Origin of the sequence: Campylobacter mucosalis (assembly GCF_013372205.1) — a bacterium.
Classification (GTDB): Bacteria; Campylobacterota; Campylobacteria; order Campylobacterales; family Campylobacteraceae; genus Campylobacter_A; species Campylobacter_A mucosalis.
Genome location: NZ_CP053831.1, coordinates 1,632,735 through 1,652,095 on the forward strand (window position 1 = coordinate 1,632,735; position 19,361 = coordinate 1,652,095).

The 19,361-nt window shown below is 35.6% G+C and carries 18 protein-coding genes and 1 pseudogene; 8 read left to right on the forward strand and 11 right to left on the reverse strand.

Features of this window, described 5'->3' with window-relative positions:
* Positions 1–60: 60 nt before the first annotated feature.
* Positions 61–198: pseudogene (locus tag CMCT_RS08395) on the forward strand (hypothetical protein); the annotation flags it as partial.
* A 303-nt stretch (positions 199–501) separates the two neighbouring features.
* Here CMCT_RS08395 and CMCT_RS08400 read toward each other — a convergent pair.
* Positions 502–3,066 (reverse strand): autotransporter family protein, encoded by a 2,565-nt coding sequence (locus CMCT_RS08400; protein ID WP_176325110.1) that lies wholly within the window; start codon positions 3,064–3,066, stop codon positions 502–504.
* A gap of 179 nt (positions 3,067–3,245) precedes the next feature.
* On the opposite strand from CMCT_RS08400, the gene CMCT_RS08405 reads away from it, so the two are divergent.
* Genes CMCT_RS08405 through CMCT_RS08415 form a run of 3 tightly spaced genes read left to right on the forward strand, consistent with a single transcriptional unit; the run spans position 3,246 to position 6,341 of the window.
* Positions 3,246–4,493, forward strand: coding sequence for a glutamate-5-semialdehyde dehydrogenase (locus tag CMCT_RS08405; protein ID WP_034970549.1), 1,248 nt, complete (start codon positions 3,246–3,248; stop codon positions 4,491–4,493).
* A gap of 13 nt (positions 4,494–4,506) precedes the next feature.
* Complete coding sequence (proC, locus tag CMCT_RS08410; protein WP_034970547.1) at positions 4,507–5,268, forward strand: pyrroline-5-carboxylate reductase; 762 nt, start codon at positions 4,507–4,509, stop codon at positions 5,266–5,268.
* The gene (locus CMCT_RS08415) at positions 5,256–6,341 is read left to right on the forward strand and encodes a DEAD/DEAH box helicase family protein (protein ID WP_034970556.1); all 1,086 of its coding nucleotides are present in this window, start codon (positions 5,256–5,258) and stop codon (positions 6,339–6,341) included. Before proC ends, CMCT_RS08415 begins: the two co-directional genes overlap by 13 nt.
* Position 6,342: 1 nt before the next feature.
* On the opposite strand, the gene CMCT_RS08420 is transcribed toward CMCT_RS08415, so the two are convergent.
* Positions 6,343–6,705: a diacylglycerol kinase gene (locus CMCT_RS08420; RefSeq protein WP_034970544.1), complete on the reverse strand. Its 363-nt coding sequence runs from the start codon at positions 6,703–6,705 to the stop codon at positions 6,343–6,345.
* Positions 6,706–6,751: 46 nt separating this feature from the next.
* Between CMCT_RS08420 and CMCT_RS08425 the strand changes: the two genes are divergently transcribed.
* Positions 6,752–7,501 carry an exodeoxyribonuclease III gene (locus CMCT_RS08425; protein WP_176325111.1) on the forward strand — a complete coding sequence of 250 codons (750 nt, stop codon included), beginning with the start codon at positions 6,752–6,754 and terminating at the stop codon, positions 7,499–7,501.
* Position 7,502: 1 nt separating this feature from the next.
* Here CMCT_RS08425 and CMCT_RS08430 read toward each other — a convergent pair whose 3' ends face one another.
* The 9 genes from CMCT_RS08430 to CMCT_RS08470 all read right to left on the reverse strand — a co-directional run bounded on the left by CMCT_RS08430 (position 7,503) and on the right by CMCT_RS08470 (position 16,633).
* Positions 7,503–8,303: a TonB family protein gene (locus CMCT_RS08430; RefSeq protein WP_034970541.1), complete on the reverse strand. Its 801-nt coding sequence runs from the start codon at positions 8,301–8,303 to the stop codon at positions 7,503–7,505.
* A gap of 6 nt (positions 8,304–8,309) precedes the next feature.
* Positions 8,310–8,711, reverse strand: coding sequence for an ExbD/TolR family protein (locus CMCT_RS08435; RefSeq protein WP_034970537.1), 402 nt, complete (start codon positions 8,709–8,711; stop codon positions 8,310–8,312).
* On the reverse strand, positions 8,695–9,393 hold the full coding sequence (locus CMCT_RS08440) for a MotA/TolQ/ExbB proton channel family protein (RefSeq protein ID WP_176325112.1): 699 nt from the start codon (positions 9,391–9,393) through the stop codon (positions 8,695–8,697). The genes CMCT_RS08435 and CMCT_RS08440 overlap by 17 nt, the downstream gene beginning before the upstream one ends.
* A gap of 2 nt (positions 9,394–9,395) precedes the next feature.
* On the reverse strand, positions 9,396–11,639 hold the full coding sequence (locus CMCT_RS08445; protein WP_176325113.1) for a TonB-dependent receptor domain-containing protein: 2,244 nt from the start codon (positions 11,637–11,639) through the stop codon (positions 9,396–9,398).
* A gap of 8 nt (positions 11,640–11,647) precedes the next feature.
* A complete protein-coding gene (locus CMCT_RS08450) occupies positions 11,648–12,460 on the reverse strand; it encodes a ChaN family lipoprotein (protein ID WP_051654927.1) in 813 nt (270 codons plus the stop codon).
* 82 nt (positions 12,461–12,542) lie between these two features.
* The gene (locus CMCT_RS08455) at positions 12,543–13,451 is read right to left on the reverse strand and encodes an ABC transporter ATP-binding protein (RefSeq protein ID WP_335890822.1); all 909 of its coding nucleotides are present in this window, start codon (positions 13,449–13,451) and stop codon (positions 12,543–12,545) included.
* 5 nt (positions 13,452–13,456) lie between these two features.
* Positions 13,457–15,004 carry an ABC transporter permease gene (locus tag CMCT_RS08460; protein WP_034970067.1) on the reverse strand — a complete coding sequence of 516 codons (1,548 nt, stop codon included), beginning with the start codon at positions 15,002–15,004 and terminating at the stop codon, positions 13,457–13,459.
* Entirely contained in the window at positions 15,004–16,005 is a 1,002-nt protein-coding gene (locus tag CMCT_RS08465) for a Fe(3+) ABC transporter substrate-binding protein (RefSeq protein WP_034970065.1), read from the reverse strand. Before CMCT_RS08465 ends, CMCT_RS08460 begins: the two co-directional genes overlap by 1 nt.
* A gap of 73 nt (positions 16,006–16,078) precedes the next feature.
* Positions 16,079–16,633 carry a manganese efflux pump MntP gene (locus CMCT_RS08470; RefSeq protein WP_034970063.1) on the reverse strand — a complete coding sequence of 185 codons (555 nt, stop codon included), beginning with the start codon at positions 16,631–16,633 and terminating at the stop codon, positions 16,079–16,081.
* 87 nt (positions 16,634–16,720) lie between these two features.
* Between CMCT_RS08470 and CMCT_RS08475 the strand changes: the two genes are divergently transcribed.
* The 3 genes from CMCT_RS08475 to CMCT_RS08485 are packed head-to-tail and all read left to right on the forward strand — an operon-like array spanning position 16,721 to position 19,360.
* Entirely contained in the window at positions 16,721–17,608 is an 888-nt protein-coding gene (locus CMCT_RS08475; protein ID WP_034970061.1) for a DMT family transporter, read from the forward strand.
* Positions 17,598–18,491, forward strand: a complete 894-nt coding sequence (locus tag CMCT_RS08480) for a DMT family transporter (protein WP_034970058.1) — start codon at positions 17,598–17,600, stop codon at positions 18,489–18,491. The genes CMCT_RS08475 and CMCT_RS08480 overlap by 11 nt, the downstream gene beginning before the upstream one ends.
* On the forward strand, positions 18,488–19,360 hold the full coding sequence (locus CMCT_RS08485; RefSeq protein WP_034970056.1) for a DMT family transporter: 873 nt from the start codon (positions 18,488–18,490) through the stop codon (positions 19,358–19,360). The genes CMCT_RS08480 and CMCT_RS08485 overlap by 4 nt, the downstream gene beginning before the upstream one ends.
* Position 19,361 lies beyond the last annotated feature (1 nt).

Sequence of the window (19,361 nt, forward strand, 5' to 3'; positions counted from 1 at the left end):
ACTAAACAGCTAAGACTTAGGTCTTGGCTGTTTGGGAGTATGACTTTATAATCCTAACTCAACATAAATGGCAGGGTTGTGATATTTTGTAAAAAGATTACAAACTCAATGCAAGAAGCCATTGACATAACGACACAAAGACGAAAAATCCAAGATGAATACAACAAAGCAAACAGCATAACGCCAACATCTACAAAATGTTTTTAGGTATAAAAATATGTAGATATTTATATAACAGCTGTAAGGGCTGATATTACGTGAGATTCTGCCATAGCTTATCATTTATTTAATTTTTTAATATGACAGAATTTTAGCTGATTTTAGAGATACAATCTTGTACGGATGCTACATAATAGTGATAAAGTTAAGATTAATAAATTAGATTAATGAGTTAGGATTATAAAGTCATACTCCCAAACAGCCAAGACCTAAGTCTTAGCTGTTTAGTATGTATGTATGTTTATTTATTGTATGTTTGTATGCATACTTATTGTATGTATCTTAGAATTTATAAGAAACTCCAAGTGTTCCATTATAGTATTGTTCTTTTGCTTTAGCTTTTGCACCAAAGTTAATGTTTGTGCTTAGATTGTTTGTAATCTTAAACTCAGCACCAGTCTTAAGAGTAATGTATGTATTCTTTTTCTTATCAGCATCAAACACTACATCTTTACTAGAACCTACAAATTTTACACTAAGGTCATTTGCACTCTTACTAAGTTCTCTTTCTACACCAGGAGTTATATAAAAGTAGCCTGCATTATCAGTATATACTCTAAACTCACTACCAAGTTTTGCTTTTAGTGTCTTTAGAGTTGTATTACCAAATATAGCAGGAACATTACCATCTTCTGTAAAGCCATCATGTTTAATATGAGTATATGATAGACCTGCTATAGGTTTAATAAACATAGCATTACCTAAACCAAATACATAACCATACTCAACATCTACATCAAAGAATTTACTATCATACTTTCCTGTTGAAGTACCTATCTTAGAATCCATTGCATGTCTGCTTAGTTCATTTCTTCCAAAGCCATATCCAATCTTAGCATCTATCTCGCTTTGATCAAAGTAGCTTCTTGAATATACACCAAAGCTATAGTTATCAGATTCACTTCTTACTTGTGAATCTTTTGATTGTACTTTTGCATAGTTGATAAATCCACCAACTATAGTGTTATCAAATGCTTTATCATAACCTAGTGTTACACCCCAAATGCTTGGATTAGCAGAGTCTTTTATTTTACCTTTACCACCAAAGATATTACCCCATAGGTTATTATCATGGTTAAATCTATTTGTATACTCTTTTATTACACTTGATAGACTATCACCAGCATCAGCAAATGTTTCTCCTTCTAGCTCATTAATAGCTTGTGCTAGTGCTAGGTCTGCATTAAATGGGTTTGATAGTTTTGCTAAGCGAGTGTTTGTAGCAAGTCCTGTATTAAACATTATGATATCAGTAGATGTACCTTTGTTCTGTGATCGTTGGCTTTGCTCTATTGATGTGTTTAGTGCTTTTGCAGTATCAGCAAGTTCTTTTGCATTATATGAGGTTACTATAGATTTTACAGTATCATTTGCTAAGACAGTATCAGTAAATGATCCTAATACTTCACCTTGTTTCTCTTCTAGGTTTGCAACCTTTGTTACACCTGTTGCACGAGCATTAGCTGCGTTTTTTAGTTCTTGTTGGGCTGTTTTTAAATCATCTGCTGTTTTTTGTTTTTTTGCAACTTGTTTTATGACATCGTCTAGAGCCTTTGACTTAGCATTTGCGATGCCTTCGTCGCTGGTTGCTTTTGCTACTACATCTTTAAATTTAGCCATAAGCTTATTTGAGTCACTAAGGTTAGTTTTTGCTGTTTCTACTTTTTCTATCTCATCTATAACTTTTTCTATTGCGGTTTGTGCATTTTTTGTTACGATAGCAGCACCTGTGCTTTGTGAAACGTCGCCCAATAAAGCATTAAGCACTTTTGCTTTATTCGCATCTCCTGATAAATCAGGTGCATTACCATTATCAAAGTCATCTTTACTTGCTGTACCAGCAAGGATAGCGTCAATGTCTGCTATTGTTAGGTCTCTACCGCCCGCGGTTTTAGTTTGTAGCTTTACACCCGCATTTATAGCTGCTTTTAGTGCGGTTGCTTTTTCTATGTTTTCTTCTGGAGTATTGCTATTTTTTGCTGCTGCCGTATTTATCTGATTGTGTATCTTTGATACGCTTTTTTCTTGTTCTTTGATTTTTTCATTATCTGTTGTGCTTGAAAGGGTTACTAGTTTATTATCTACACCTTTTATAGCAGTAGATAGTCCAGTCTGAGCAGTTTTAACCGCTTCTTGCTTTGATTTTATATCTACATTGATAGCATTCTCTACATTGTTTTTGTTTTCAACGTATGCTGTGTATTCATCTTGAATGCCGGTTATTGACTCTGGTTTATCTTTGGCAAGATCTTTAGCAAGTTCTAGTGCCGCTATGTTTAGCAACCCCTTTCTTTTTTCTTGTTCCTTGTTGTGCTCTTCTTCAAATGCTTTTATAAATTTTTGCCAAACATCTCTGTTGTTTTCAGCAAATATTTTAGCTATTTTATCTTTATTGCCGTTTTTAAAAGTTTCAAGGCTTAGGGTTAATTCCTGATCACCGCCACCATTAACCGCTGTATTATCATCGCCCTTTATGAGTATTTTTATTTCTCCTTGTTGGGTTATTTTCAAAGTTGAATCACCTATAACTTTTAATGTGATGTCCTCTTTGCCTTTAATTGCATCTTTTTGTTTTTTTATCACTTCAAGGGCGTTGTAGATTTTTGTGTTTAGATCTGCTGAGAGTTTGTTTGCACCCTCGCCTACTTTATCGCCATTCCAGTTTTTTAAATTATCATAGCCTATAGCCTTTAGGCTGTTTACAGCCTTTATGATCTCTTTATAGGCAGCTGTTTTGGTTGCTTCTTCCATTTTGGTACTTTGCACATCTTCTAACTTAGTAGCCAATGCAACCGTAGATATACTAGCACTTAAAAGTGCAACACATGCAATCTTTGAAAATTTCATTTTTTTAACTCCTTAAATTATGTAGAAACTACGGTAATATTTTACCCCCCCCCGCTTAAAGCAACGTTAAAAATATATAATTTATTAATATTTCGCAAATGTTTTAAAATACATTTAAAAATATAACATTAACATTCACTTAATACTTTAGAAAGTATAATTTACCAAAAAGGGTAAAAATGAGCGAAATTTTAAATCTTGCAAAGGCGGCAAAAGAGGCTAGTTTTAAGCTAGTAAATTTAAAAACAGGCGTGAAAAATAGCGTCCTAAACGCCGTAGCAGATGAGCTAATAAGCAAAAAAGAGTGGATAAAATCGCAAAATGAGATTGACTTAAAAAACGGCAAGGATAGCAGTCTAAGCACGGCTTTACTTGATCGCCTAAGGCTTACTAACGCACGGATTGAAGCGATGGCAAAGGGGCTAAACGATGTTGCAAATTTAAGTGATCCAGTGGGCGAAATTTTAAGCGGATTTAAACACCCAAATGGTATGCAAATCAGTAAAATTCGCACTCCGCTTGGCGTCATCGGTATGATTTATGAGAGTCGTCCAAATGTCAGCATTGATGTGGCAGCACTTGCATTAAAAAGCTCAAATGCAGTGATTTTACGAGGGTCAGCAAGTGCTTTAAACTCCAACATCGCTCTTGTTGAAATTTTTAACGATATCGCCACAAAACACGAAGTGCCAAATGGTGCGATCTCGCTCGTGCGTGATACAAGGCGAGAGAGTGTAAGCCAAATGATACGCCTAAATGGGCTAATTGACGTCATAATCCCAAGAGGCGGTAAAAATTTAAAGGAATTTATCACGCAAAACGCCACAATACCGGTGATTGAAACTGGTGCTGGTGTGTGTCATATTTTTGTTGATGAGAGTGCGGATATAAGCCAAGCCGTAGCGATAATTAAAAACGCCAAAACACAACGCCCAAGCGTATGCAATGCCGTTGAATGCGTGATCTTACACAAAAACATAGTAGATAAAATTATGCCACTTTTAATCGCCGAGTTATCAAATGTAGAGTTAAAATTAGAGCGTGAAATTTGGCAAAATTACGAAGGGTTTGAAAACGTGCGGTTAGCCGATGAGAGCGACTTTGGGACGGAGTTTTTAGAGCTTATTTTAGCGGTTAAAAGCGTGAGCGATTTAAATGAAGCCATAAATTTTATTAACGCCCATTCTAGCGGTCATTCAGACGCGATTTTAAGCAAGGATTACAAAAATATAGAGAATTTTTTAAATGCAGTCGGCAGTGCGGTCGTTTATGCAAACGCATCGACACGTTTTAGTGATGGCGGTGAGTTTGGCTTTGGCGGCGAGATTGGAATTTCAACGCAAAAACTTCACGCAAGAGGACCAATGGGCTTAAAAGAGCTTACGACTTATAAATATATCGTGCGTGGCAGCGGGCAAGTTAGGTAGTTAAGGAGTGATAATGAAACTAGGTTTTATCGGTGTTGGTAATATGGCAAGTGCGATGATATCGGCACTTTTTGGGCAAAAAATGTGTGCGTTTAGCAAAGGTAAAAATAGCGAGTTTTTAAGCAAAAATAGCGTTTGTATTTTAGACAGCGAAAAAGAGGTTGCCAAAAACGCAGATATCGTGATTTTAGCAGTTAAACCAAAAGATTACAACGCAATTTTAGACATCATAAAAGATGAGATGAGCGGTAAAATTTTAGTTAGTTTAGCTCCAAATTTTAGTATCACTCAGCTACAAAACACGCTAAAAAACGCAAAGATCGTCCGTGCTATGCCAAACACCCCAGCTCTTGTCAAATCAGCCACAACAGCACTTTGCTTTGATAAAAATTTTAGCGATTTAGATAGGCAAAACGTGGCTGGTATCTTTAAAAGTTTTGGTGAAGTTTTTGAGATTAAAGAGAGTGAATTTGGGGCATTTGTAGGCATTGCTGGTAGCTTACCGGCTTATGCGTTTATGTTTATTGAAGCCCTTGCTGACGCTGCTGTTTTAAACGGACTAAATAGAAAAATGGCTTATAAAATCGCTTCAAACGCCCTTTTAGGCTCAGCAAAAATGGCACTTACTAGCGATAAACACGTAGCAATGCTTAAAGACGAGGTCTGCTCACCATCAGGCACCACGATCGAGGCGGTAGCGAGTTTGGAGAAAAACGGCTTTCGCTCGGCCGTGATTGAAGCGGTAAATGCGTGTGTGGCAAAATGCAAGAGCTAGAGCTACTTTATGAATTAGCGTTAAAAAACGTAAAATTTACAAACCGAAAATACTTTATCAGTGCAAATAAAACCCTACTTATCGGCGCAACTGGAAGCGGAAAAACAAGCCTGATTTGCGAGTATTTATCAAATTTCAAGCCAACTCAAAGACTATACATCGACTTAAATGATTTACGAGTAAAAAGGGCTAAAATACTGCAAAATTTAAAGGAATTTTTACAGAGCAAAACAGAGATACAAGTTCTTTGTGTAGAAAACGTAAATACCGATGAACTGGGCTTTCTACAAGATATAACAACCCAAAATATCATCATCAGCACCACACAAAAACACATAAAAATAGATGGGTTTGCGACAATAAATTTGCCCTATTTAGACTATGAGGAATTTATATCGTTTTTTAAGAAAAATTTAGATCCAGATATGCTTTTTAGCTATTTTTTGGCACACGGAGGTGCTGTAAAATCCTCGCTAATTGATGCAACAGAAGTGCCACAAAGTCTTGCAAATAATCTAAAAAAAGAGCTAAATGAGATAGAATTAGCCGTGATAAAAGAGTGTGTCCTTAGGTGTAACGAGCAAGTTAGCGTGTTTGAAATTTACAAAAGTCTAAAAGAGCAGATAAAAATTTCAAAAGACAGCGTATATACGATATTTAACAAACTTGAAAATATCGGACTAATCTCAAATATCTCGCGTCTAAAAGAGCCAAAAGCGAGTAAAAAACTATATCTTAACGACTTTGCTTTGCGTAGTGCATTGTGCCTAAAAAAGGACTTTGCCAATACATTTGCAAATGTAATTTTCTGTGAGCTTTTAAAATTTAAAGATGAAATTTGCTATACAAAAGAGCTTGAGTTTGTCCTTTTGCAAAGGAAACTAGCAATAGTTTGTATGCCATTTACAGCTACAGAGATAGCGTTACTGAAATTTAAAAAACTTCATAGCACCTTAAAAGAGCTTGGCGTCACAAGGCTACACGCCATTAGCGTGACAAACTCGGCAAATCTAAGCATAGAGGGCATAAGATACGAGCTAATCCCATTTTCAAGGTGGGCGCTTGGAATTTAGCCTATGAAAAACGGCTAAAAAACGCGTATAGCCAGGTAAATGCACACAAGATATTTGCTATCATCACGGCAGCACTTCCTGCGTCTTTTGCAGCACCTGCAAGGGTGTGAAAATCAGCACTTGCTAAATCTACAACTCGCTCAATTGCCGAATTTAAACACTCAACAACCAGCACAAAAGCCATACAAAATATCAAAAATAGATTTAAAACAGCACCAAAATTCCAAAACATCAAAGAAAAAGCAAGTGGGGCAAAAATCCAAATCTCAAGCCTAAAACTCTGCTCGTTTTTGTAAATTTCAGCCAAACCCTTAATAGCGTAACCCCAGTTTTTTAAAAATTTATATTTTGGTTGATTTCTCAAATTTGCTCCTTAAAATTGCTATAATCATAACTAAAAAAGGATTAAAATGAAACTAATAAGCTGGAACGTAAACGGGCTTAGGTCTGCTACTAATAAAAATGCATTTGCGTGGGTTGATGAAGCAAAGCCCGATTTTTTGGCACTTCAAGAGATAAAGGTCAAAGAAGCTGACGTGCCAAATGAAATTTACAAGCTCGGTTTTAATGAGATTAGCCTAAACTCGGGGCTTAGAGCTGGATACTCTGGCGTGATGAGCCTAGCTAAATTTCAAACGACAACACATAAGGGGCGATTTTTTGACGATAGTGAAGGCAGGGTTTTAGAGCACCATTTTGGTGATGTCGTGCTTTTTAACATCTATTTTCCAAATGGGCAAAAAGATGATGAGCGTTTATCTTACAAAATGGCGTTTTATAAGGCATTTTTGGCGTATTGTGATGAAATTTTAAAAAGTGGTAAAGAGATTATAATTTGTGGCGACGTAAATACGGCTCACACTGAGATTGATTTAAAAAATCCAAAGGCAAACGCCAAAACTAGCGGATTTTTACCCATTGAGAGAGCGTGGATTGATGAGCTTTTATCGCACGGATTTATTGACACGTTTAGGCATTTTTATCCGCAAAAAACGGACGCTTACTCGTGGTGGAGCTACAGGTTTAACGCAAGGACTAAAAATATCGGCTGGAGAATTGATTATTTTTTCATCTCAAATGGGCTAAAAAACGCATTTATAATGCCTGAAATTTTAGGCAGCGATCATTGTCCGGTTGGGATTGAGATAGAGCTTGGCTAAATTATTTATATTGCTTAAATTTCTTGATGTTAAACTCAATTGGTATGTTTATGCTTATCGTTTCATTTTCGCCAATAAAATCAGTCGGTGGCTTTGGCAAAGGCGAAGCCCTGTAAAATAGCTCGGTGGCTTCACGTGCTAAAAGTTCGTATTTTGCTTTATCTTTTAAATTTGCAGATATGATTTTGCCATTTTTATCCATCACGATACGAACTTTAATAGTCTCCTCTTCGTTATTTAAAAGTGCTTGTTTTGGATAGCGTTTGTGTTTGTTTAAATGTGACATCACAAGCCCTTGATAGCTTTTAACCTGCGTTTTACTTGCTCCGCTTGAATTTGAAGCTATTTTTGTGCCTTGTGCACTAATGGGAGCTGAAGCTACATCATCTTTTGCCACGGAATTTATAGGCGACTGTGTAGCCACTTGGGTTTTTGTTTCTATCTCTTTTTTTATCTTTTGTGTTTTTTTGACTATTTTTTTGGGTTTTTTCTCTTTTTTTGGCACACTAATTTCTGATTTTATCTCTTGCAAAGGTGCTAAAATTTCAGGCTCTGGCTCAGGCTTAGGTGTCTCTTGTTTATTCTGAACTAAGTTTGGTGCTACCTCTTTAAATTCGCCTATTGGCAAATCCGAAACTATCGCAATACTTTCAAAAACATCATCTTTTATAGGATAGTCAAAACCACCTAAATTATTTGAAATTTTGACATCATTTTTTGCTATTAAAAATGCAAAAAGCAAAGCGTGTATAAAACAGGCAAATAAAAAAGAGTTAAACCACGATAGTTTTGAAGCTTTCATACTAACTCAGTCAGGCATTTTGGTTGAAAATGCGATTTTTGAGTATTTAGCGAGTTTTACTCCCTCTACGACCTCCATAAGTTTTTCATAACTAACGCTTTTATCTACGTAAAAATAAATAACACTCTCTTTGTTGTTTAGGCTTTTTTCGTCCAATTTTTGCTCTAAATTCTCAAGTGTAATCATCTCATCTTTTATAAAAAGCTCAGATTTTTCATTTATGCTTAAAATAAGTGGCTTATCTGTGTCGCTCTTTTCTTCGCTTTTACTCATCGGTAGTTCTACTTTTACAGAGCTTGTAACAATTGGCGTAACGACCATAAATATGATAAGAAGCACGAGCATAACGTCAATAAACGGCGTTACGTTTATCTCGCTTAATTCACTCTCGTTATTTGTTAGCGTCATTGTTGCTCCTTAGGGCTTTTAGATATACTTTTAAACCAAGCACACAAAGCTCGTCTTTAAATTTAGCATTAAGCCTTACAAAGTAGTTATATAAAAGCACAGCAGGAATGGCAGCTGCAAGTCCTAGTGCCGTTGCAAACAGGGCTTCGGCAATGCCAGGCGCAACTACTGCCAAACTTGCATTATTTGCACTTGCTATACCAATAAAGCTATTCATAATGCCCCAAACGGTACCAAAAAGTCCGATAAATGGGGCTGATGAGCCGATACTTGCAAGTATAGTTATCTTCTCTCTAATATCATTTGAAATTTGCATAACTCTTATGTCAACGGCGTTTCTTAATCTTTCGTTTGTATTAGCGCAGCTTACTAACTCATCTTTGACATCGGTTAAAATTTTAGATAAAAAGCTTTCATCGCTTAGCCCTAAGTTATCATTTATATCTTTAAGCTCTTTTAGGCTTTGCGTGTCGTGTTTTAGCACTCCAAACGCCTTTTTAAACTGCGTAATTTTAACGAAAAATATCGTCCAAGACGCGATAGAAAACAGCACCAAAAGCACTATGACGCCCTTAACTACTATATGGGCGTTATTAAAAAGTGCGTTAAAGCTCATATCTATTTTAACCTCATCACCAAAAGCCAAAATTGCTGTAAAAAATATAATCCAAATTCTTATCATTTTTAATACCTATATTCAAAATTTACATAATAAGTCCTGCCACGAGCAGCATTTGAAAAGATATAGACATTATCGCCATTAGCGTTGTATGTCACCTGATTTGAGCCATTATTTGCGTGCAGGGCGTCAATGTAGTTTTTATTAAACACATTTTGCACTTCGCCTTTAATACTGAAATTTTTAGTAACTTCATAGCTTATATAAAGGTCATAAATGGTAGGAATTTTTGGCAAATCCTGCCTTGCAAGTTGGTCGCTAATATCATATTTATCGCCATTTTCTCTCTCATCAATCCCTGGATATACACGCTTTGCCTTGCCAGTAATCTTTGCAATCCCGCCGATATTTAACTTCTCATCAAACAATCTAGTGCCAAGCTCAACATTTGCGTAGTATTTTGGAAGCCCTGAAATTTGCGTGTAGCCAAAACCACCCATATAGCTTGAAGATGTCTCTGAGACTGGCGTTTTTGTCTCTTGCCTTGAGTAGCTACCCTTTACATAAAACACGCCCATATCATATTTTAGCTCAACTTCATAACCGCTCATTTTTACAAGCTCTGGGTCATTTATGTGAAAATAGTAGGTTGAACCTACATTAATGCGTAAATTTCTAATGAAATTTTTGATATGCGTTTGATAGCGAGTTAGTTTAAAACCAAACATATCGCCGTCTGTAAAAAGTCCGTCTTTATAGGCATTAAAGCCAAATTCAAAGGTCTTAGCACGTTCTGCTTTTAAAAATGGATTTACACTATTTCCTTGATCTGAACCAAAAAACATCTCCTGTATAGTCGGAGCTCTATTTGATACTGAGTAGCTAATATAAGGTTCAAAAAGGTCGTGAAATTTATACGATAGAGTAGCACTTGCGTTTAGGTATTTATCATCTCTATCTACATCTATTGCTCCCATTGGGATACAACCGGTATTATCATCACACTCTGGCTTATGACCTTTGATATTCCATTTTGTGTAGTTTAGATTGCCCTCAAGCGTAAGGTCTTTATAGCTTAGAGAATTTTCAAGATACACGCTCTTAAAACTCTGCTCTCCATTTGGGCTAAATGTGCTTGTGCCGTATCCGTAATTTCCTAACTCTGAATAGGCTATGTTGTTTTGATACTTTGTTTTTAGATAACTTATGCCATATCTACTTTGCAAACCTAGGTCATCTGCTAGTTCAAATTTAGAAGTATTACCTATATCAAAGGTAAACGATCTATTCTCTTGTTCTAACTGACTACCACTTGTTAGCTTTGAAAGATCTTGCGTAGCGACATATCCGCCGTCAGAATATTTTTGATCTGCTGTGTTAAAAGATAGCATAAATTTAAAATCCACCAAGTCGTTATTTGGATTGTAACGATAGTCGTTTTGATATGTTTTAAAGTCCATTTTACGCCCAGCAAGTGAGTTTTTATAGCTTCTAAACTGCGTAACATTTGAGTGGTCACTACTTGTTAGCTCGGTTTTAAATAAAATTGAGCGTGGCTTTTGCGTTAGCATACTTGGAGTTGTTGGGGAGGATATATCATCTCCATACTCATCTTTACCTAAGCTATCTCCCATTTTATAGCCATCACCGGTTTTATAATCCTGCCTTATCTTACTTGTGCTATATCCAAATATAAATCCGATTTTTGCATCATCGCTTATTGGTGCTTTTGCTCCGATTGTTCCCATATAGCTTGGTCCTATGCCATTTGTGCCGTATGAGTATTTGCCCAAAAAGCCAAATATATTACCCTCTCTAACAACATCATCAACGCCTATTGTTCGGTAGTTTGCCGAGCCCATAAGAGCATTTGCGTCATTTGAGCTACCACCCCTGTTTATATCAACGCCGATTAAGAAATTTTTATCAACCATCGTTGCAAAGGCATTTGTAGAACCGCCATTATGATAGCCATAACTATCCGATGAAGTCCCATAAAATGTCTGAGTAACCCCATCAACCTTTGAAGCAACCCTACCAAAGCCAGTCATACCGCGTATATTTGTGCTAACGCCACCAATTGAAGGATCAATCTGCGTATAAGTACCTGGAATTCCACGAACAATAGAGTCAATACTTTGCGTATCCTTACTTGAAATTTCTCTTGAGCTAACAGCACCCGTTGTCACAAACGCCTTATCTTCGCTACTTGTTTTATTTGCCGAAACATCAAGCGTTTCAAACTCAAACTCATTTGCGTTTAAAACGGCACAAAACGCAAACAAACTACCCCAAATTTTACCTTTCATAACTCTCCCTATTTTAGCACCCAAACAAAATCTGCTAAATTATTATTTAGATAAATTTCATCGCTATTATCCAAAGCGACCACAATAACGCTTTTTTTATTTTTAAAATCAATTAGATGAAGTGGCACACCGATATTTTTAAAAATGTGTAAATTTCCAGCCACCAAAACGGCTCTATCTTGAGAGACTTGCAAAATATCAGCCATACGTCTATCCTTATACTGCTGTATACTAACTAGCTTGTCTGCAAGCTCACTATCCATATTGTGGTGCGATAAAATGGCTTGTTTAATCAGCTCTTTAACCTCGCTTGTTGTTGAAATTTCGCCCTTAAGTGGCATTGCTCCATTGTAAATTGTGGCAATTTCTGTTTTACTTAAATTTCCAGCCTTTAAATTTGCATTATAAAATGCCAGTTCAACAAGCGTTTTGTAATATCGATAGTCCCATTTACTATCCCAGTTTATCGCATTTTTAAGGCTATCATTTGGCATTGTTTTTGGTGTTTTATTAATTAAGTCTTGCTTTGAAACATCAATCATCTCAAGCACAACATTAGTTTGCGTGGTAATAAAATTTTCTAAAATCGCAACCCTTGCGACAGCATGATTAAAATTATTATGCTCCTCTCCAAGAAGTAAAATTTCAGCTTTATTTATATGCTTTATTAACTCATCAAAACTTATCTGTTTATTTTGCTTAATATCTATAATTTTTCCGATATTTTTTATATTATGAGTATCATTTTTTGATATATCAAAACTCGTAACACAGCCAGTTAAAATAAGTCCAACAAATAAAAAAACTATATTTTTATACATAATGATTTCCGTTATCAATAATAAAAAGTGCAATGATAATATATCTTTTATTAAAAAAATATTATTTTTTTAACTGGTAAAACTATTTTAAAAAATCAAAACCAAATTCATCGTTAATATCTAAATTTGAAGGCACAATAGCTTTAAATTTTAAGCCACCAAACTCCAAAAACAGCTCATAAAAAGAACCCAAAAAATCAGCCTTTAAAACTTTCGCCTTATATCTATTGCCTATAACTATCTGCTCTGGGCGAAACATAAAATTATGCTGTTTTATCCACGCTTTAAACTCATCGGGTAAAGTTTCCACATCACTCACCAAGTTTATATCGCCTAAAAAACTTGCTATCTCGTAGCTAGATGGATTAAAATAAAGCTGTTTTGGTGTGTCATTTGCCAAAATAACTCCGTTTTTAATAAGTGCTATTTTATCACTTATTAAAAATGCATCTTGCTTATCGTGCGTTACCATTATCGCACTTAGGGCATTTTGCTTTATCATATCTTTTAACTCAGCCCTTAAAACGTTACGCAAATTATGATCTAAATTTGCAAACGGCTCATCAAGTAAAAGCAACTTCTCTTTATTTGCTACTGCCCTTGCAAAAGCAACTCGTTGAGCCTGACCACCTGAAATTTGATCGCACATTTTATCTTTTATAGCCTCTATTTTAAATTTACCCAAAAGCTCTTTAGTGATAGAGGCTCTTTGATTTTTTGGTGTTTTTAACAGAGCAAACTCAATATTTTCATAGACATTTAAATGCGGAAATAAAGCGTAGTTTTGAAACATCATAGCAACACCGCAATTAATTTTTAACTCCCCACTATCTTTATTTTCAAGCCCGGCAATGATACGCAAAAGAGTGCTTTTACCACAGCCACTTTCGCCTAAAATGGTTAGAATTTCGCCCTCATTTAAAGCAAGACTTACATCTTTTAACACACTTTGTTTGCCAAAATTTTTATTTAAATTACTAATTTTTAAAATTTCACTCATACCTTTTTCCTAGAAATAAGCTCTAAAAATAGCACAGCAATAAGAGATAAAAGCACGATTAAAAATGCTGGAAGTGCTGCTGCATAAAGCCTTTCGTCTGTTGCGTAAAAAAATGCTCTTATACTTAATGTTTCAAAGCCAAGAGGTCTTAAAATAAGACTTAGTGGCAACTCTTTAACTATATCGATAAACACAACAATCAAAGACAAAAAGAAGAAGTGTCTTAAAAGTGGAAAATGCACCTTAAAAAATAGTGTAAATTTTGATCTATTTAAGAGCAAACTTGCGTCATCAATTGTGTTTACAATCTTTGCATAACCGCTCTCAACAGCATAGACAGATGTTGCTAAAAAACGAACAATATAGCCAAAAATAAGCACAACAAAACTGGTTGAAAGTAGTTGCGTGTTTAGACTTCTATCAATATAACCAAAAACTATCATAACACAAAGTCCAATACTAGCACCAGGTAAAGCATAGCCAAGTGATGAGGCTTTTAGCAATATCGTGTTTAGTTTTTTATCTTTTATAACTCTAGTTGAAAAAACTAGAAAGAAACTGATAATAGTTATTAAAACCGAAGCTATTACAGCCATTAAAAGCGAATTAAAAGCCATATCTATAAACTCAAATTTAAAACTATCAAGTGTTGCGACAGACCAGTAAAAAAGCCAAATAAATGGGAATAAAAATGCCAAGCAAAAGATCATTAAACACCACAAAAATGCAAAAGTTTTACCAACTAAACCAAGCTCTATTTTTTGGCTAAATTTTGAGATATTATGTGTGTTAAAGCTATATCTTTTTGAGTTTTTATTTATATGCTCAAATACCATAATGATAAAAACAACAATCATCAAAAGTCCTGCTAAAACCGAAGCAGAATAAGAATCTCCAAGATCAAACCAAAGTTTAAAAATACCAGCACTAAATGTCTCAACCCCATAATATGCCACCGTCCCGTAATCACTAAGCGTCTCCATTAAAACAAGCATAGAACCGCCGATTATGGCTGGGCGAGATAAAAATATGGCAATTTTTAAAATTTTAAACTGCGAAAGTTTGTAAATTTTACAAATATCAAAAAGCGTTGATGACTGCGTTTTAAAGGATGTTTTTGCAAACATATAAATATATGGATAAAGCGAAAGAGCAAGAACAAAAATCGCACCATAGATATTCATAAAATCAAAACGAAAACCAAAAATTTGATGAAAATAACCGCCATGTTCCATAATACCAACATAACAAAAGCTAAAAATATAAGCTGGAATCGCAAGCGGAAGCATTAGAGCATATTCAAAGAAATTTGAGAGAAAAAAGCGGTAGTTTGCAACAATCCACGCCGAAACTACGGCAATTGCTATTGATAAGAACATTACACCAAATGCAACAAAAAATGTCCCTTGAATATACCTAAGAAAAAGATACTCAAAAAAGTGGCTAAGATGAGAGTAGTTGCCAAAACCAATCTCTATAAAAATGCTTAAAATGGGCGTTATAACGACAAGGGCGATAAAAATCGCCCAAAATTTTACACCCACTATTTCCAACCAACCATATCGTAAATTTTAACCGCTTCTTTTGTGTTTTTAACAGATTTATAAAGCGGTGTGCTATCTTCTTTGAATTTACCAAAGCTTTTTACAATATCACTTGGCTCAACCTCAGAGTTGATAGGATACTCATAGTTGATACCTGCTAGAATTTTTTGAGCCTCTGGGCTTACTAAAAATTCCATAAATTTAATGGCATTTTCTCTATTTTTAGAAGCTTTTGTAAGAGCAATACCACTTATATTTACGTGAGTTCCGCGGTTATCTTGGTTTGGGAAAATGATACCTAAATTTTTAGCAGCCTCTACATCTTCTGGCTTTGGAGATGTTAGCATTAAACCTATATAGTATGTGTTCATAACAGCCACATCGCCAACGCCCTCATAAATAGCCTTTGCCTGATCTCTATCGCCACCTTTTGGATCACGTGCTAGATTTTGTAGTGTGCCTTTTGCCCACTTTACAGCCTCATCTTTACCATCAGCCTCTATAATAGAAGCTAAAAGCGATTTGCTATAAGCTGCTGTTGCGCTTCTTATTAGAAGTTTGCCTTTTAGCTCAGGCTTTGCTAGGTCTTCATAGTTTTTAATACCGCTTGCATCAAAATCTCTCTTATCATAAGCGATTATTCTAGCTCTTTTTGAGATAGCAAACCACTGGTTTTCATCATCTCTGTATTGCTCTGGAACTATCTTATTTAAAATTTCAGATTTTACTGGAGCCAAAACGCCTTTATTTTTAGCTTCATAAAAATTTCCAGCATCAGCCGTGATAAAAAGGTCAGCAACTGAGCTATCGCCCTGAGTTTCAAGCTTTTTTATGAGCTCACCAGCTTTTGCCTGTGTAGCATTTACTTTTATGCCTGTTTTTGCCTCAAAAAGTTTGTAAATTTCACTATCAGCGTCATAATGACGAGCTGAATAGATATTTATCTCAGCCGCTAGCGCAAAACTAGCAAGCAAACTAAGTGCTAAAATGCTCTTTTTCATAAAATCTCCTTAAAAATGATATGTTTGTGAGATTTTATCTTTTTTTGCTTATAATGGTATTAATTATCAAAAATTAAAATCCGTGGCTCATCAAATGCTCGGCTAAAATTTTAACTCCAAGCAAAATAAGTATCACGCCACCAAGTATCAACGCCTTATCGTGCAAACTTCTGCCTATAAATTTGCCAACATAACAGGCGATAATGCAAAGAGCAAAGCAGGTAGCGCCTATTAAAATACAGGCGTAAAAGATGCTCGTATCATCAAAACTAAACGTCACACCGACAGCAAGGGCGTCAATGCTTGTAGCAACAGCCCCAAAAATCAGCTCTTTATCTGTAGATCGCCCCAGGTCATCATCACTTTGTTCCCTGCTCTCTCTTATCATCTTTATCCCCAAAAACGACAAAATAGCAAAAGCGATAAAATGATCAATTGAAGCAATAACATCAACAAATCCGATACCCAAAACATAGCCAAAAAACGGCATTATCGCTTGAAAAAAGCCAAAAATGAAAGCTATTTTGCAAATTCGTCCAAAATTTATATTTGGATTTTTTGCACCATTTATTATAGAAAGTGCCACAGAATCCATAGCAAGAGCAAACGCAAGAACCAAAAGTAACATCATAAGCCTTAAATTATAAAATTTTAAAAGCACTTATTTTATATTAAAAGGCTTTAGGATAAGATAACACCTTTCTAAAGGGGTAAAATGACAACAAAAAGGCAGGAATTTTTAGCTGATTTGGCACTTGTTTTTGTTGGTTTAATTTGGGGTGTGACATTTTTACCTATGGCAAAAGCACTCGCAACAAACGGCGTTTTTGTCATACTTTTTTATAGGTTTTTAATAGCCTTTATCCTAATGGCGCTAATCTCTTTAAAATTTATCAAAAAAATCGACACAAAAAGCGTAAAATACGGCGCTATCGTTGGGGTGTTTTTATTTGCTGGATTTGCACTACAAACCTTTGCACTAAAATACACATTTAGCTCGACAGTTGCGTTTATAACAGGACTTGTGGTGATTTTCGTGCCATTTTTGGTGTTTGTATTTTTTCGCACGCGCATAAAATTTTACTCATACGTGGGTGCGACTCTTGCTACGATAGGGCTTTATATACTTTGTGACGGGGAGCTTGGGTTTGGGCTTGGCGAGCTTTTAAGCCTACTTTGCGCGTTTGCTTATGCGTTTGAGATAATGCTTGCTGGATACTATGTCAAAAAATGCGAAATTTTCGTAATGGTAGCGACGGAATTTTTAGTCGTTTGCGTCCTATCGCTAGTGTGTACATTGATTTTTGAAGGATCCGCAAAACCCGTGATTGATAGGGAGTTTGTGATAGCCGTGGGCATCACTGCGACATTTGCAACGGTATTTGCATTTTTTGTGCAAAATTTAGCACAACGCTACACAACACCAGTAAAAACGGTGCTAATCCTAACACTAGAGCCAGTAGGAGCCGGTTTTATAGGGTATTTTTTGGGCGGCGAGATACTAACTAGTTGGCAAATTTTTGGAGCGGTTATTATTTTGGTTGGAATTTTAGCAAGTGAGCTTGGCTCATATCTTATCACAAAGGAAAAAAATGAAAAATAAAGAAATCTTAGCAGACATCGCGCTCATATTTACGGCTATCGTCTGGGGTGCTACATTCTTACCTATGGGGAATGCAACCCTTACAAACGGCGTTTTTACCATACTTTTTTACAGGTTTTTAGCTTCATTTATCATAATGTCCATAATAGCCTTTAAATTTGATAAATTCTTTGATAAAAATAGCTTAAAATCAGGACTTTTGCTAGGTTCTGTGCTTTTTATAGGCTTTGCCTCTCAAACTTTTGCGCTCAAATTTGCGCCAACATCAAGCGTTGCGTTTATTAGTGGTCTTAATGTCGCTATCGTGCCATTTGTGGCTTATCTGTTTTTACGAAGCAAAATCAGCAAATATGCATACATAGGCATTTTATTTGGCTGCGTTGGGCTGTATTTTCTTAGCTCGTTTAAATTTTCAATGCAATTTCTACAAAGCTTTGCTGGTATGGGAAACACACTAAGCTTGATTTGTGCGTTTGCATGGGCATTTCACATCGTGCTTACTAGTATTTTTGCAAAAAAATGTGAAATTTTCACACTGATTGCCACGCAATTTGGAGTTGTTTGTGTATTTAGTGCGATTTTTGCGTTTGGTTTTGAGGGTGGAGTAAGCGTAAATTTAGATGATAAATTCTATCTAGCGATGGTTATATCGGTGCTTTTTGCAAGTATTTTTGGCTTTATTATGCAAGCAAAAATGCTAACTCTTACAACGCCAATAAAAGCGGCTTTGATTTTTACTTTAGAGCCTGTTTCGGCTGGAATACTTGGGTATTTTGTGGCAAAAGAGACTCTTAGCACACTTCAAATTTTGGGTGCTTTTATCATACTAATTGGCGTTTTAATAAGCGAGATAGGAACGATAAAAGAAAAGGCAAACAGGTGACTAGTAAAATCACAGAGCAAAAAGCCGACATAGCTCTACTTATAACCGCCATAATTTGGGGTGCGGCACTACTTCCTGTGTCAATAGCACTTAAAACAAATGGCGTTTTTACACTGCTTTTTTGGCGTTTTTTGCTCTCTGCGATTTTTATGGGACTTATTGCGTTAAAATTTGGGAAATTTGATAAACGCTCAATAAAAAATGGCGTTATCTTGGGCATAACATTATTTGTTGGAACAGCACTTCAAACATCGGCGTTAAAGTATACTTATAGCTCTAGCGTATCTTTTATAGTAAGTCTTTATGTTGTTATAGTGCCATTTTTAAGCCTGTTCTTACTTAAAAAGCGTGTTAGTATTTTCTCGTATTTTGGCATAGCGCTTGGCATTATAGGACTTTTTATGATGCAAAAGAACTTTCATTTAGGTCTTGAGCGTGGAGAAATTTTAGCATTATTATCTGCATTTTGTTTGGCATTTCATATTATATTTACTGGTATTTTTGCTAGAACAAGTGAGCTTTTTGCATTTTTGACCGCTCAGTTTTTTACTATTGCAATATTTTCATTTATAGCTTCATTTGTCTTTGCAAATGGTATAGTTGCCACAGTAAATACCGCTTTTATAAACGCCATAATCATAACGGTCTTTTTCTCAACCATAATAGGTTTTGGGCTTGAAGGGCTTATGTTAAGATATACAACCCCCACAAAAGCAGCGATAATATTTATTTTTAAATCTGTAACAGCAGGATTTGTGGGATATTTTTTTGGAAAAGAGGAGTTAAGCACCATGCAAATTTGTGGTGCTTTTGTTATTTTACTAGCCATATTAATAAGTGAGATAGGCACGATAAAAAGTAAAAAATAGT